Origin of the sequence: Bacillus kexueae (assembly GCF_022809095.1) — a bacterium.
Classification (GTDB): Bacteria; Bacillota; Bacilli; order Bacillales; family Aeribacillaceae; genus Bacillus_BZ; species Bacillus_BZ kexueae.
This window is the reverse complement of sequence record NZ_JALAZE010000015.1, coordinates 1-15,525: the sequence shown is the minus strand read 5'-3', so window position 1 is coordinate 15,525 and position 15,525 is coordinate 1. Positions and strand designations below refer to the sequence as shown.

Annotated in this window: 10 protein-coding genes, 1 rRNA gene and 2 riboswitches; of the genes, 6 read left to right on the top strand and 5 right to left on the bottom strand. The window is 38.8% G+C overall.

Annotated features, from left to right (window positions below):
- Position 1: 1 nt before the first annotated feature.
- From ML543_RS16440 to ML543_RS16420, 5 genes are all read right to left on the bottom strand, one after another.
- Positions 2-1,276, bottom strand: a complete 1,275-nt coding sequence (locus ML543_RS16440; protein ID WP_243388495.1) for a glycosyltransferase family 2 protein — start codon at positions 1,274-1,276, stop codon at positions 2-4.
- Positions 1,269-2,972 (bottom strand): polysaccharide deacetylase family protein, encoded by a 1,704-nt coding sequence (locus ML543_RS16435; RefSeq protein ID WP_243388494.1) that lies wholly within the window; start codon positions 2,970-2,972, stop codon positions 1,269-1,271. Before ML543_RS16435 ends, ML543_RS16440 begins: the two co-directional genes overlap by 8 nt.
- Positions 2,965-3,816 carry a diguanylate cyclase domain-containing protein gene (locus ML543_RS16430; protein WP_243388493.1) on the bottom strand — a complete coding sequence of 284 codons (852 nt, stop codon included), beginning with the start codon at positions 3,814-3,816 and terminating at the stop codon, positions 2,965-2,967. Before ML543_RS16430 ends, ML543_RS16435 begins: the two co-directional genes overlap by 8 nt.
- Positions 3,797-4,879 (bottom strand): hypothetical protein, encoded by a 1,083-nt coding sequence (locus ML543_RS16425; protein WP_243388492.1) that lies wholly within the window; start codon positions 4,877-4,879, stop codon positions 3,797-3,799. Before ML543_RS16425 ends, ML543_RS16430 begins: the two co-directional genes overlap by 20 nt.
- Positions 4,880-5,046: 167 nt before the next feature.
- On the bottom strand, positions 5,047-6,438 hold the full coding sequence (locus tag ML543_RS16420) for a M48 family metallopeptidase (RefSeq protein WP_243388491.1): 1,392 nt from the start codon (positions 6,436-6,438) through the stop codon (positions 5,047-5,049).
- A 176-nt stretch (positions 6,439-6,614) separates the two neighbouring features.
- Here ML543_RS16420 and ML543_RS16415 point away from each other — a divergent pair, with 176 nt between their 5' ends.
- The 6 genes from ML543_RS16415 to ML543_RS16390 all read left to right on the top strand — a co-directional run.
- Positions 6,615-7,556: an AAA family ATPase gene (locus ML543_RS16415; RefSeq protein ID WP_341482370.1), complete on the top strand. Its 942-nt coding sequence runs from the start codon at positions 6,615-6,617 to the stop codon at positions 7,554-7,556.
- Entirely contained in the window at positions 7,553-8,704 is a 1,152-nt protein-coding gene (locus tag ML543_RS16410; RefSeq protein WP_243388490.1) for a DUF58 domain-containing protein, read from the top strand. The genes ML543_RS16415 and ML543_RS16410 overlap by 4 nt, the downstream gene beginning before the upstream one ends.
- Before the next feature lie 14 nt (positions 8,705-8,718).
- Positions 8,719-10,863 carry a transglutaminase TgpA family protein gene (locus tag ML543_RS16405; RefSeq protein WP_243388489.1) on the top strand — a complete coding sequence of 715 codons (2,145 nt, stop codon included), beginning with the start codon at positions 8,719-8,721 and terminating at the stop codon, positions 10,861-10,863.
- A 33-nt stretch (positions 10,864-10,896) separates the two neighbouring features.
- Positions 10,897-10,998: riboswitch (purine riboswitch) on the top strand.
- Positions 10,999-11,170: 172 nt separating this feature from the next.
- On the top strand, positions 11,171-12,691 hold the full coding sequence (gene guaA / locus ML543_RS16400; RefSeq protein ID WP_243388523.1) for a glutamine-hydrolyzing GMP synthase: 1,521 nt from the start codon (positions 11,171-11,173) through the stop codon (positions 12,689-12,691).
- Positions 12,692-12,780: 89 nt separating this feature from the next.
- Positions 12,781-12,882: riboswitch (purine riboswitch) on the top strand.
- 139 nt (positions 12,883-13,021) lie between these two features.
- Complete coding sequence (locus ML543_RS16395) at positions 13,022-14,347, top strand: NCS2 family permease (protein WP_243388488.1); 1,326 nt, start codon at positions 13,022-13,024, stop codon at positions 14,345-14,347.
- A gap of 1,066 nt (positions 14,348-15,413) precedes the next feature.
- Positions 15,414-15,525: ribosomal RNA gene (locus ML543_RS16390) — 16S ribosomal RNA — on the top strand; the annotation flags it as partial.

Genomic DNA, 15,525 nt, shown 5'->3' with positions numbered 1-15,525 from the left:
CTCACCTTTTCTTTTTATCTTGATTCGATTGATTAAATCGTTCCGTTTTATACCACTTCACTTCTTGTTGGAACAACATTCGCTTTATTTCTAAATAAAGCGAGTACATGACGAGTACAATCCATAGCTGGGAATACGTAAAGTACATCAACATGACAGTGAAAAAGTTAGCACGGGTCATTTCAGTTCGTTCAATACTTAAGGTAATAAAAACTTCTGTAATAAACAGTAAGTAGGCAAGTACCCAAAGAACCATTGAAACGATACCAACTGTTAATTGTAAGTCGAAGAACATATTCACTACAAAAATGGTATTTGATACAACAACACCGAAGAAAAATAAGAAATACGTGAAAAAGAAATAACATAAATCAAAGACAATTCGCTTTCGTTTTAATTTGAAAAATTGAACCATAAACTTTAAAACGACGTATTGGTTTCCTCGAGCCCATCTTGTGCGTTGACGCCACCAAACCTTCCATGTTTCCGGCTCTTGCTCCCACGTAATCGCTGCGGGGAAAAAGCGGATATGATAACCGGAATTGTATACGCGAATGGTAAGCTCGGTATCTTCTGCTAATGCTTTTTCGTCCCAGCCGCCGAGGTTTTCGATAATGGAACGACGAATGGCAAAATTCGTTCCGGGAATGGTTGCTACTTTGAACCAAAACCATCTCCCTGCCTGGGCCATCCACTGAAAACAAATTGTTTCAATGTTAATAAATCTCGTAAGCAATGTTTTTTTCGCGTTGATGACTCTAAACTTTCCTACTACTGCCCCAGCCTTCGGGTCTTGGTGGAGTCCCATGGCTAAATAGTAAACGGACATTGGTTCTGGTGTATTATCAGCATCGTATACGGCAATAAATTCTCCTGTTGATGCTTTAAACCCTTGATTAAGTGCGCTTGATTTCCCTTTTCCACTGTGGGGAGGTTGGGTGACGACGACTTTAATAAACGGAAATTCCGCTGCATAGCTTGAGGCAATTTCTTCGGTTCGATCTGATGAGTTGTCGCTTATGACAATGACTTCTAGTCGGTCCTTCGGATAGTGTAACTTAGTCATGGCTTTTAACGTTTGACCAATGACGACCTCTTCATTGTGAGCGGGGATGAGTATCGATACTTTCGGAAGGTCTTTAAATTTCTCCTTCCAATTCGGAATCACTTTATCAAATGATAAGTAATGGAAGTATCCTCCCTGCATTAAAAACATGTGATAAAGTAGCATAATCCATATGACGGAAAGGGACGCAAGGAATAAAAAGTTAGCCATTTTGTTTTCTCTCCAGGAATAATCTTTTTCTTAAATTGAGACGTAAATAAAGTGTATACAGAACGAACATTACAATGGATAGGAACACGAGAAGAGCAATGCCCCATAGTAGGTAATCTAGTGTAGATAGATCAAAGGTTAACGACCACTTGTCCCACCAACTTAATTGACTATTGACTTCTATTAATCCATTTTTGGAATGAATCGTGGCTTTCTCAACGGTTACCCTGTTATTTAATTCCTTTAAATCAATCCACTCGACCCCATTTACCGCTTCAATAGCTTCGATAAACTCTTGTAAATACTCGACACCGAGATAGGGATGATAAAAGGCCCCTAGCATACTGTCACGAACTTGAAGATTTTTTTCAATCGAATCTTTAACAGCTTGAACGGGTAACGGATGGTTCGGATCAATGAAGCCAATGGTTTCAGGTAATACAAGCATGCCCTTCCATGTTGTCGTGTAGGGAGGGGCGTTCATTACTTTCCACGTTCGATCTCCTAATTGAATTTGCCCCAATAACGTGGAAAAATATTGGGATGTTAGCTCATAGCCCAATTGAGACATTGTGTAATGGGGTGCCTCAAACGCAATGGGATAGAGATCGTACTGGATTAGTTCGTAAACACCTTTTGAAAGGCGATCGGTGATATATGTCCTTTCAATGTTGGCTAGTTGCGTCTGATATTGATTAAATGCTTCAAAGGTAGAAAAGTTAGTAGTGTTTTTTATCTTCTCGATTGTGTCTTTCGGTGAGAGGGATGTTATGGGCTGATCCATTTTTGCATCCCAAAATTCAAATCCTTCACCGGTTTCATTATATCGATAGGCGTGTTTGTATCCGTGAAGGATGACTGAGCCTCCGTTTTGTTGAAGATATTGCATGACTTTAACTAGATCAGGGTTGCTTGAAAAACGAACAATTTCGCCTGAATTGGGGTCAACGTATACAGGAATAACTGCCATCATGAACGGGATTCCTTTATCAATTAAATAGTTCCCCACCTCTAGAAGCTTTTCTGCATCCGACTTCGGATGAATGTCTTCCAAACGTAAATATGCCTCATGGTGAGAGGGGTGTGATTGGAATACATCGTGAAGTAAGTCAGCAAATGTATACCTTAAATCTCCGAGTATTTCTTTCGAACCGAAATAAAAGTGCTGATTGTGACGAATAAAAAGAGGGAAATCCTCGCTCCCTTTTACTCCCCATCGTAAAACGTCTGATTCGGTCTGAAGAATAAATGTTGAGACTCGTTCGTCAAGCGGAAAAGTCGCACCCGTTCTGTTTTTTACTTTATGAATAGTCACGTTTCCTTCAATGGTTAAAAATTCATAGGCAGGTAGTTGATCAACATTGTGACCGATTGCCAGCATGGTTCCGTTTAAGGAATTAAGGGATTGAATGAACGAATTTGGTAGTTTTTTTTCCTCATCACCGAAATAGATGAGGTGAGTACTACGTTTGACGTCGTCCTCCAAGACTGCCACGTCGGCAACAACCTTTACATGAATGGTGAAATGCTGAATGAGTAGTTGAAGGTAGCGGATAGATTCGTTGATTTGGTTAGACTTTGTTGAGTAAACAAGTAACACTTCAACGTCTTCAGTCGAGTTGCCTGCCGCTTTGTATGGATTGAGAGGTAAAAGCATAATGAAAAAAGCAAGGATGATTACGCCTTTCTTAAACATAGGTGACCAACTCATTTTTGGCGATTTCATACAATGTATTAGCATCTGGGATTGATGGTTCAAAGTTGGAATACCCAAACTTCATTGATAAGGTTGTCATGTTTCCGTTTAATAGTGTATGAGTCGGGAGATGATCTTTGAGCTTATGAATAATCAACTCCACTTGTTGTTCAGTTGTGTGAGTTAGCAGCACGGCGAACACATTCGCTTCGACACGGTATTTTTGGTCACTGATACGAGTTAAGGTATTTAATTTATCTGCCAGTTGTTGAAGCAAATGATTGGTTTCTTTCTCGCCGTAAAGCTTTTCAAATTCGTGAAAATGGTCCATTTGAATGAGTAAGAAAGAAAATTCATTTCCATAGCGCTTTGCGCGATTTAGCTCTTCATTCAATTCAAGTATCATTCGCTGTTTATTATCAAATCCAGTGAGTGGGTCGACAGCAACTAGTTGTGTAAACTTCTTCTGTAAATATCGATTCTGTTCCATTAGTTCTTCAATTCGTCCATGTATTTGCCCGGTTAGAAGCGATAAAAGGACGAGAGAAGTAGACCAAAAGAAAAAGAGATTCAATGAAATGACAGATGAAAGTCGAAAAGACGAATCCATGTATTCTGTCCAGAAATAAAGACTCCCCATTGAAAACATAATAATGAGGGAAATCCCTAAAGAAGGGACGATTCCTGTTAGACTACCAACACCACAAACGGTAAGCAATAACACAATGAACACAATACTTACTGATTCAAGTGGTGCAAACAACGAGATAGTCAGGCATGCTAAGCAGATGGTTGCGATAATGGACAATTTTAAGATAAACAAGTTACTGAATAATATTTTCATTGATAAGCTTCCTCTCAGCATATAAAGGTAGTAAATTGTCGAATGCGTGCGTATTGTTTGTACTAAAATCCATATATCCTCCGTAATAGGGAGAGTTTGGATTTTTGACTTGTAACCGCATCATCCGATCATAGACGTCTGTTGCAAAAGCTGTTTCTCCCCGTTCAATACTGTATAGGATCGTTAACGCATAAATGGACGGTGATTCAAAGGTTGCTGACGGTTGTTCAGTTAATCGATTGTATCGTCCATACAACAACTTATGCTTGTAAAACTCATTTTTTAACCAATAAAAGAACGTTTCTGTATTTATTTGGAAATTTTCTAAGTGGTAGGCTAAATACACTTGGTCTATTAAATTAATCTCTTCATCAAAATGGTATGAATGGTCATCAACCGTATATCTCTTTGGGAAAAAAGGACCTTCTGTTGGCAAAGAGCTTAGGAATTGTTTGGTTTCAGCAAACCAATCTTCATGAATAATACCGTGAGACTTCATAAGTTTGAGAGCTTGTGGTGAGAGATAGGACAAGGTAAGAAAGTTTCCGGATTCATACATATCGTAGTAATCGGTCCAATGATTGTGATAGCGGTTGTATTTTGCCACACTTTTGGCCATTTCGTTTGCTTTGTTGATGTACTCTTTATTTCCCCATAACATTCCGGCCTTGTATAAAGCTTCAATAATGCGGAGGTCGTCGATAAGAGCATTTGTTTGAAAGTTGTTCGTTCCTTCTATCTTCCAATTTACGAGGGATTTATCATTGATGAAATATTCGTTTAACACTAGAAAAGAGTGCGAAAATGTCTCTGGATCGTTTTTCTCTACTAAGTAAAGCATCCATAAACCAAGGGATTCGGATAAATATTCATCTTGGCGGTCTTGTAAATCTGTACGAATCATTGTTTTTTCTGTCAAAAGATTCCTGAAAACAAAGTGTTCTGTTGGAGCTAAGATGGTTGAGTCAAAACGCTTCGGTTCTTGAGGATGTAAAGGTAAGAAATATTGAAAACCTATAGCTAGGAAAATAATGAGGATGATACCAATAATAAATTTTTTCATTACTCAACTCCTAAAATAAGAGGTAAACGCTTGTCATCGCATTGGCGAAAACAAGCGCATATAAACATCTTACTAAAAAATATTTTGAAGGTATAAAAATATTTTACCATTATTTTAAAGTAATTGATTACTATTAATACTAATTTTCAAGAAAATGTGTGATCGTACTAGTCAATGTATTGGTTATACAATGCTACAATATCGTGCAATCCTTCAGCTTCGGCAATCATTAGTGGAGAAACCCCTAAGTTATTGACTGCTTCTGGATCGGCTCCATTCTCTAACATATAAGCAAGGACGTCGAGATTTGCATATTCGTTCGTTACAGTGTGCAATGGTGTATTGCCATCCTCGTCTGTTTGCGTAAGGTCTGCCCCGCTATCGATTAAAAGAGGAATTAAATTATTATTCTCCGTATACCCGGCGTAATGAAGGAGTGGTTGTCCGTATCCATTTGTTACATTCGGGTCCCCATACTGCAAAAATAGTTCTAAGAAATGGATATCATTGTGAAACACCGCTGTATGAAGGAGGGTATCTTCTGTGTCTGGTAAGATTTCAGTTGGATCGGCTCCGCCTTCTAAAAGATCTTTTGCGAATTCGTAATCATCTTCATAATATGCTCGTTCTAAGTCGTTGGAATAAGACATGTATTCTTCAGCCCAATCTTCGTCCCATTCTTCAAACAATGGGGCGGCCAATGAAATAATGCTTACAAAAGCAAAGATGGACGCGACAGAGAGTCCAACTATTAGCAAGATAGCGATAACCATTTTAGCTATAGGTGTTTTGAAGCGCGTTAATGGCTGCTCGTTAAAAAAAGACACTAATTGATCGATTCGTTTTGGTAAAGGCGGATGAGTGGAAAGCTTTTCGCTAAGCCAAACAAATAAACTATTCTCTTCTTGTAATTGCTGAATGTACGATTCTTTATTGACTTCTCGATATAGCTCTTTCCCAACTGAGAGCATGGTTAAACCATTTGTCGCTGCTTCTGTGTTTTGAATGTATGCTGCCGCCATTCGGTCGCACGTATATTCACAGCCTCTTGAATAGGCTTCTGCCAAAAACGGAACAAATCTTCCTGGAAAGAGAAGCAGGTTTTTAACAATATGATTGCGTTTAATATGTGCGAATTCGTGCGCTAAAACAAAATGAAGTTCCTCTTCATGACCATCTTTTATTAGCTCAAAAATTCCTGAGTAAATCGTGACCATGTTCTTCCCGAAAAAGCGAGTTGCAAATGCGTTTAATACTCCGGATGATTCTATGACATAAATATCAGGCGTTTTTTTAAGTCCCATGTCCATGCTGATTTTTTCAGCTCGTTCATAAATATGAGGAAACTGGTTAGGCCCGAGTTTGACTCCATTCGATCGAATATATCCGATAAAAAGAGCGGATGTGAAAATGGTAACAAGAAATAATCCGAATAAAACAATGATACCAATAACGGAAAAGGTTAAACCGAGATATACGAAGACGCTCGTAATAACCATAAAGATGAAATAAAGTGTTTCTTTCGGATGAATTAAAGAAGTTGATGAATATTCTTTCATACGCATACGTCCCTTCGTTGAATGTATCACCTTGTATATCGGTGCTTTCTTTCTAATATTTACAAAAATAGTGAGATTTGTATAGTAGAATTAGGTTAAGGTAATTGAAAAGGGATTTTGTCTACAATAGCTAATAGTAATAGGTAGGTTGATTCATATAATTGGAGGGGAAAAACGTGCATCCAGTTCTTGAGCAAGTAGTCGCAAATATGGAAAAAGTAATTGTAGGAAAACGTGATTCGATTGTACTCAGTCTTGTCGCTTTATTATCAGAGGGGCACGTATTATTAGAGGACGTCCCTGGAGTGGGGAAAACGAAATTAGTCAAAACATTGGCGCAATCAATTGGAGTTGACTATAAAAGGATTCAATTTACACCTGACTTACTTCCTTCAGATATTACAGGGGTATCCATCTACAACACGCAAACGAATGAATTTGAATATCGTCCGGGGCCTGTTATGAGTTCTGTCGTGTTGGCGGATGAAATTAACCGAACATCTCCGAAGGCGCAAGCAGCTCTTTTAGAAGCGATGGAAGAAGGCAATGTGACGGTCGATGGTACAACGATGTCTTTGCCTAGACCGTTCTTTGTTATGGCTACGCAAAACCCGATTGAATATGAAGGAACTTTTCCGCTACCGGAAGCGCAGTTGGATCGTTTTTTAATGAGAATTCATTTAGGATATCCGAGCTATTTAGATGAGTTGGAGATGTTATCTCGATTGGAGCGGGAAGAGGAATTTATTGTAGAGCCTTGTATTCAAAAAGAACAGCTGATTGAAATGCAAGAACAATGTCAAAAAGTATTTATGGATGACACGGTGAAAAAGTATTTGTTAACAATCGTCCACAAAACGAGAGAGCATCCTTCTGTTTCTTTAGGGATCAGTCCACGAGGCGCAATTGGATTAATGAAGGCGGCAAAAGCATATGCGTTTATCCAAGGAAGAGAGTACGTCCTTCCAGATGATATTCAATTGTTAGTTCCTGTTGTCTTTTCTCACCGTATCGTCTTATCTCCTGAAGCGAAATACGAAGGGAAAAAACAAGAAGATATTCTTGCTTCCATTTTGCAGCATACACCAGTTCCGGTTGAAAGGACCTGGCGTTCATGAAGCGAGTACGTTCGTTTTGGTGGAAGTTTTTCTTGTTACTCGCTTTGCTTGGAATTATGTTCAGTTATGCGATGTTTCAAGGAGGGTTTGTAAGCTGGTTTTTATTCTTTAGCTTTGTTCCCATCTTTCTCTATGCGTTTCTATTTGCCTTTTATCCTTTAAGTGATTTTACGATTGAGCGTACGTTACTCCGTGAAGAGTTAAAAGCAGGAGATACATTAGAAGGAACGATTCGAATGAAGCGCTCGATGCGCTTTCCGCTTTTTTTCGTCATTATCGAAGAACAATATGCCAGTAAAAACAACAACTCAGTGAAAACCATTTTATTCCCTTGGTTTAAGAAGGATATCCTTTTTCATTATTCCGTTCCTAACCTTCCCCGTGGTGAACTATGCTTGCAAGGTATTCGAATCAAAACGGGTGACTTGCTTGGACTAGTGGAAAAGGAACGGTTCATTCCGCTTGAGAAAAAGGTGCTCGTATTTCCAAAAGTTGTTGAGATGAGCAGGGTAAGAAAAGAAGAATCTTCCTCTAACGGATCGTTTTCAAATCGAAAGCCATTTCAAAAAGATACATCGATGGCTGGAAGTGTTCGTGACTATGAAGCGGGGGATAAACTATCGTGGATTGACTGGAAGGCAACTGCTCGCAGAAGTCAATTAATGACGAAAGAATTTGACCCTACTTTTCGCAAAGGGTATGTCCTTTACATGGATGAACAGGCCTCCTCAAATTTTGAGCAGATGATTACTTTTGTAGCTTCCTACATACACGCGTTACTGAAGTCGGGGGCTGAGCTTACTTTTTATGCGATAAATAATGAGCGAACGAAGTTTCCGGCCGAAAGCAGTGAAAGACAACTGCAGAAGATCTTTTTGTATTTGGCAAAAGTACATGAAAAGCTGGAAGTAAACTACTCATTGGTGCGACCGAAGCATGACCGGAAAGAAGAATCAACGGTAATTATCACCTCAAGTGTATCTTCAGGGCTTTTGCAATGGATAGAGCAAATGCACGCACATCAAAAGCAGGCAGTTGAACTCGTAATCGTTGGGGAAGCAAATGGACTGAAAGTGGAAGAAATAATGAGAGCGTGGGGGATTCGCGTAATGATCGTTACAGAAGAATTGTTCCCACAATGGAGTTAAAGAGGTGGAAAGCGGTGAGAGCATCACACATTCTTCTTTATTTATTCTCGTTTTTTGTATTAGCAGAGTGGTTACGTCCGCTTGAAGTATCAACCGATACGGCATATTCCTATATTTTTTTCATCTTTATTGGCGTTGCTCTTGTATTGAAATATTTTCAAGTCAAATGGTACTTTTCTTATCCTGTTAAGATCGGTCTTATTCTATTTTTTGTCCATCACATTTTTTACGATGGGACATTTTTTTCATTTATGTGGGTGAATGAATATGTAATGGACATGCTACTCAGCCTTACCTTGCTAAATGGAAGGGACTGGTTACATTTATCGCCTGTATTTCGGACGACCTTATTTTTTATCATGCTTTGGTTGTTAGTATACTTAATTTATTTTTGGGTCGTTCAGAAGTACCGCGTCTTGTTCTTTCTGTTTTTAACGTTTGTTTATGTCGGGTTTCTTGATACCTTTACACCGTATGACGCTACATATGCTATCGTTCGTCTTGTCGTCATTGGTTTTTTTATGTTAGGTTTTTTGTCATTTCATCGACTTTATGCGAAAGAAAATTTGAAAGTAGAACGCTATGCTTATTTTAAATGGGGCTTGCCATTACTCTTCTTGATCTCCATTTCAGTTGTTGTCGGAATTCTTTCGCCGAAGTGGGCACCTATTTGGCCAGACCCTGTTCCTTACATTACAAAAGCGGTGGAGGAAGAAGAGGAAGAAGAGTTAGATTTTAGTTCCGTTTCTAAAATTGGCTATGGTGAAAGTGATGAAAAGCTCGGTGGACCATTTGTTGAAGATGATACGGAAGTCATGGTTGTTGAATCGGAAGATCGCCAATATTGGCGTGTAGAAACAAAGGATGTGTATACCGGGAAAGGATGGATTGATGGACAAGCAGGAAGTCCGATTTCAGTAATCGGTCCAAATATTGGAACGTATTTATCAATTGTTGATGATGCAATTGTAGAAGAAGAACGGGTGGCCACTTTTGAAATGAGTCCGTTTTATCGAAAAATGCATTTTCCGTATCCTGTTGAACCGCTTATGCTAGAAAGCGATGAAGTAGAATTGAAGGAATTGTACTTTAATGAGAGCTTAGAAAATATTGAAATGCTAAGTAGGCCAATGCGTTATGAGGTCACATACCAAAAGCCTGTTTTTGAAGTTGAAAAACTTCGAGCTATAACTAATGAAGGGATCTCTGCGGAACTATTAGATCGCTATACGCAACTACCTGATTCTTTGCCTACTCGTGTTCAGGAATTAGCACAAGACATAATAGGAGAAGAAGAGACCCTTTATGACAGCGTGAAAGCTATAGAACGGTATTTTTCTGAAAATGGATACCTCTATGAAACGAAGGAAGTGGCGGTCCCTGGTGTTGAGGATGACTATGTGGATCAGTTTTTATTTGAAACAAAGAAAGGATATTGTGATAACTTTTCGACTTCGATGATTGTCTTACTTCGTTCATTAGATATTCCGGCGAGATGGGTGAAGGGGTATACACAAGGGGAGTTTCTTGAAAGAGTGGACCAAGAGACCTCTAAGTATCAAATTACGAATAACAATGCTCACTCGTGGGTTGAAGTGTATTTCGAAGGGGTAGGTTGGGTGCCTTTTGAACCAACGAGAGGATTTGACAACCCAGCGGAGTTCACCTATGATTTGTCAAATGATGAAATCGAACAGCCATCTACAGAGGAAGAAACCGAACAACAAGTGAACCGAGAAGAAGAGGATAAAGAGAAAAGTCAAACATCATTTTGGGTTGAAATTTTTGGAAACATTCAGCGTGTGATGGCGAGTGTGGGAATAATCGTTCTTCTAGTAATCTGGACGGTGTGGTTTACAAGGAAGAAATGGTATCATCACTGGATTGTTTTTCAAATGAAGTTTTATAAAGGGGAGGAGCCGTTTTCAAAAGCGTATATTCTGTTGTTGAAGTATTTAGCTTTTCGAGGGATTAAGAAAAAGCCAGAGGAAACGCTAAGGCAATTTGCCCAACGAGTTGATCGATCTATCGGACATAGTCGGTTAACCACTTTTACAGAACGTTATGAACAAGTCTTATATGGACGAGGAGATTCGCAAAAAGAATGGGAAGATATGATGGAATTGTGGGAAAATTTAATAAACGATACTTCGTATTGACCAAGAAGAATTCGCCTGTTATGATAGTGAAAAATTCATGACCGATTTAACCTTCGTATATCCTCGATAATACGGTTCGAGAGTCTCTACCGGGTTGCCGTAAATAACCCGACTATGAAGGCAGAACGTCTATTTCATGTGTGTATGAGAAAGAATTCTGCCTTTTCTTTATTTGGGCAGAATTCTTTTTTTATTTTAGAAGAAAATAATGGCATTACATCAATTCGTTACAAAAGCTTAACAGTAAGTTAAGCATGAATATAAGCATATAGAAAATGGGGTGACCACATTGAAAAACATCCAAGAAATGATTTTAGTATTGGATTTTGGTAGTCAGTATAATCAATTAATTACGAGACGTATTCGTGAGTTTGGCGTCTACAGTGAGCTTCATCCTCATACGTTAACAATCGAGGAAATTAAAGCAATGAACCCGAAAGGAATCATTCTTTCTGGAGGCCCAAATAGTGTATATGATGAAAAATCGTTCCGTTGCGATGAAGGGATTTTTGAATTAGGTATCCCTGTTTTAGGTATTTGCTACGGAATGCAATTAACGACTCATATGCTTGGTGGAAAAGTAGAAGCTGCTAAGCATCGTGAATACGGAAAAGCGACTATTAATGTAAAAGAACAATCTCCATTATTTGCGAAGTTACCTGAAGAACAAGTCGTTTGGATGAGCCATGGTGATCTTGTTTCTGCGATTCCAGAGGGTTTTAAAGTGGATGCTACAAGTCCATCTTGCCCATATGCTGCCATTAGCAATTCTGACCGTCAAATTTACGGTGTGCAATTCCACCCGGAAGTTCGTCATTCAGAGTATGGAAACGACTTACTGAAAAACTTTGTCTTTGAAATTTGTGGTTGCTCTGAATCTTGGTCAATGGAAAACTTTATTGAGATGGAAATTGAAAAAATTCGTGAGACAGTAGGAGACAAAAAGGTTCTTTGTGCTCTAAGTGGTGGAGTAGATTCATCAGTAGTAGCTGTCCTTATCCATAAAGCGATTGGCGATCAGTTAACTTGTATGTTCGTTGATCATGGTCTTTTACGTAAAGGTGAAGCAGAGAGTGTTATGAAAACATTCAGTGAAGGCTTTAATATGAATGTTGTCAAAATTGATGCACGTGAGCGCTTTTTATCTAAGTTAGAAGGTGTTTCAGACCCTGAACAGAAACGCAAGATCATTGGAAACGAGTTTATTTATGTATTTGATGAGGAATCGGCAAAGCTTGAAGGGATTGACTTCCTAGCACAAGGAACTTTATACACAGATATTATCGAAAGTGGAACGGCAACAGCTCAAACAATTAAATCTCACCATAATGTAGGTGGATTACCGGAAGATATGAAATTCAAGTTAATTGAGCCACTTAATACGTTATTCAAAGACGAAGTGCGTGCTCTTGGAACTGAATTAGGAATTCCTGATGAAATTGTATGGAGACAACCTTTCCCAGGACCTGGTCTAGGGATTCGTGTAATCGGTGAAATTACTGAGGAAAAGCTGGAAATCGTCCGTGAATCAGATGCTATTCTTCGTGAAGAAATTAAAAAAGCAGGTCTAGATCGTGATATTTGGCAATACTTTACGGTACTTCCTGGCTTCCGTAGTGTAGGGGTTATGGGAGATGCTCGTACGTATGACTATACGATTGGTATCCGTGCCGTTACATCCATTGATGGAATGACATCTGATTGGGCGAGAATTCCTTGGGATGTATTAGAAGTCATCTCCACACGTATTGTCAATGAAGTTCCTCATGTCAATCGTGTTGTTTACGATGTGACTAGTAAGCCTCCTGCGACGATTGAATGGGAGTAATTTACGAATATTTTTGTTGAATTTTAAAAAAAACGTTCGTGTTTTGTGTTGACATTCCATGTGGAAGTTGGTACTATTAACACGTCAACTAAATACTGAAGCAAATACGTCGTATAATTTTGGGGATATGGCCCAAGAGTTTCTACCGAGCTACCGTAAATAGCTTGACTACGGGGTATTTAATATAGCGCCTTGTTTAATAGGGATTCGTATGTCTTAGTCTCGGATTCCCCTATTACTTCTTTGCGTATATTAAAAACTCATGAGTCAAGCGTACCGTTTTACGGTGCGCTTCTTTTTTTGATGAAATATAGATTAGGAGGACATCAGATGAAAAAATACTTTCAGTTTGATGAACTAGGAACATCTTATCGTCGCGAGTTCCTGGGAGGATTAACAACATTCCTTTCAATGGCATATATCTTATTTGTAAATCCGTTTACGTTGTCTTTAGGTGCTATTCCGGATTTACCACAAGAGATGCGTATGGATCAAGGTGCGGTCTTTACAGCTACTGCGTTAGCGGCTGCGATTGGTACGCTCATCATGGGGTTACTTGCTAAATATCCGATTGCATTGGCTCCTGGAATGGGATTAAATGCATTTTTTGCTTTCACTGTTATTTTAACGTTTAATATTCCGTGGCAAACGGCTCTAGCTGGAGTATTTGTTTCAGGTATTATTTTTATTATTTTAACGCTGACTGGCGTCCGAGAAAGAGTCATTAATGCTATCCCAGTTGATTTGAAATTCGCAGTCGGTGCTGGAATTGGATTGTTTATCACATTTATTGGATTCCAAAGTGCCGGAATTATCGTCAATAACGACGCAGTATTAGTTGGACTTGGTGACTTAACAAACCCGAATACGCTTCTTGCGATTTTTGGAATTATCGTTACAGTTATTTTAATGGTTCGTGGAGTAAATGGTGGCGTATTTTATGGAATGGTTCTAACTGCAATTGTCGGAATGATTTTTGGCTTAATTGAACCTCCGAAACAAATTGTAGGAGAAATCCCAAGTATAGCTCCTACATTCGGTGCAGCATTTGACCATTTAGATCAAGTTTTCACGATTCAAATGCTAGTAGTTATTCTTACGTTTTTATTTGTAGATTTCTTTGATACGGCTGGAACTCTAGTTGCGGTAGCGAATCAAGCAGGTTTATTAAAAGATAATCGTCTACCTCGTGCAAATAAGGCACTTCTTTCTGACTCAGTTGCGACAGTAGTAGGGGCAGTGCTAGGAACTTCTACAACAACATCTTATATTGAATCTTCTGCAGGTGTTGCAGCAGGTGCACGAACTGGATTTGCTTCAATTGTCACGGCGGGCTTTTTCCTTATAGCTCTATTCTTCTCTCCGTTACTTGGAGTGATAACAGCTCCAGTAACAGCTCCAGCACTCATCATTGTTGGGGTGCTAATGGTATCTGCTTTAGGGAATATTTCGTGGAATAAGTTCGAAATTGCCGTTCCTGCATTCTTAACAATCATTGCAATGCCATTAACGTATAGTATCGCGACAGGAATTGCGATTGGATTCATTTTCTATCCAATTACCATGTTAGTAAAAGGAAGAGGAAAAGAGATTCATCCAGTAATGTACGGCTTGTTCGTAATCTTCATCCTTTACTTTATGTTCTTAGTAGAATAGCTTTTCACTATAAAATGTGGGCTGGTTATCAAACCAGTCCTTTTTTATTGTTACAGAAAGTTTAAGTTCAATAAAGTGATATAAAGTATTCTCTTTACAGTTTTTTTGTGTCTAGCTCCATGCGCCATCAGCTCGGGTCGCTTCGGCCCTGCTGTGGCGACGGAAGCCTCCTCGCAGGTCCTAAAGCGCCCTTCGCCTAAGGACTTGCGCTTTGCGCTTTTCTTAGTTTAGGATTTTTTCACTAGAGTAGTGACCAATATCTACTATATATGTACACGAATATTTCAGCCTTTAAAATTAAGATCTTTTCCGTACGATTATTATTTTGAATACACTACCCAAGGTCATTTTCACACTATGTGATGGAGAAATTCCTGCGGAAGGTAGAGGGGAGGTTGATAATCTGCTAGAGCTTACTAAGGAGGCACGACTCTCCCCTTGTGAAAAAGTAAGTATCTGTAGTGAATTGGCACGTGACGTCTTCCTTCATATGTTTTAGTAGAGGCGCACGATCAAAATTCTTAGCACCTAAATAAAACCCTCCCCCAACCGTGGTTATTTTCTCTAGTTAGTATAGTAGTATTTCGATCATTTCAATTATGAACACTATCTTTTTAATAAAATATATAGCAGTGAGCTTCTTCTATTTTAATATGTAACGTGGTAAGTTCGACTCGTTAGTTGTCAGTTGAACCCAAAAATAAATATCTAAAGTTAGAAGTGTTACATTTCTATTTGTTGAGCAATAAAGAATGAGAGGAAGGGGAAGTTTGCTTCTATTAATAATTATTAATTGAGATTGAAAAAAAGTTTTAAAATAGTGTTGACACATTAAGTAAAGGTTGGTATATTTATTACTGTTCTCTTTAAGAGAACATGTGAAGAATGACTTGGAAATATTCAAGTTGCTCTCATTAAAAAAACTTATCAAAAACACTTGACACTTGATGTTGGATTTGATAAGATTAAAAAGTCGCTGTTGAAAAGCGATTTGATAGAAAGAGTTCTTTGAAAACTAAACAAAACGAAGCGTCAACGTTAATTCTTTTTTATGAGCAATCAAACTTTTTTGGAGAGTTTGATCCTGGCTCAGGACGAACGCTGGCGGCGTGCCTAATACATGCAAGTCGAGCGAACAGATAGGGAGCTTGCTCCCTTGACGTTAGCGGCGGACGGGT

Bases quoted from the DNA above. Each gene is read 5' to 3' on its own strand.
- ML543_RS16440 (WP_243388495.1), bottom strand. From the start codon at position 1,276: ATGGCTAACTTTTTATTCCTTGCGTCCCTTTCCGTCATATGGATTATG.
- ML543_RS16435 (WP_243388494.1), bottom strand. From the start codon at position 2,972: ATGTTTAAGAAAGGCGTAATCATCCTTGCTTTTTTCATTATGCTTTTA.
- ML543_RS16430 (WP_243388493.1), bottom strand. From the start codon at position 3,816: ATGAAAATATTATTCAGTAACTTGTTTATCTTAAAATTGTCCATTATC.
- ML543_RS16425 (WP_243388492.1), bottom strand. From the start codon at position 4,879: ATGAAAAAATTTATTATTGGTATCATCCTCATTATTTTCCTAGCTATA.
- ML543_RS16420 (WP_243388491.1), bottom strand. From the start codon at position 6,438: ATGAAAGAATATTCATCAACTTCTTTAATTCATCCGAAAGAAACACTT.
- ML543_RS16410 (WP_243388490.1), top strand. From the start codon at position 7,553: ATGAAGCGAGTACGTTCGTTTTGGTGGAAGTTTTTCTTGTTACTCGCT.
- guaA (WP_243388523.1), top strand. From the start codon at position 11,171: ATGATTTTAGTATTGGATTTTGGTAGTCAGTATAATCAATTAATTACG.
- ML543_RS16395 (WP_243388488.1), top strand. From the start codon at position 13,022: ATGAAAAAATACTTTCAGTTTGATGAACTAGGAACATCTTATCGTCGC.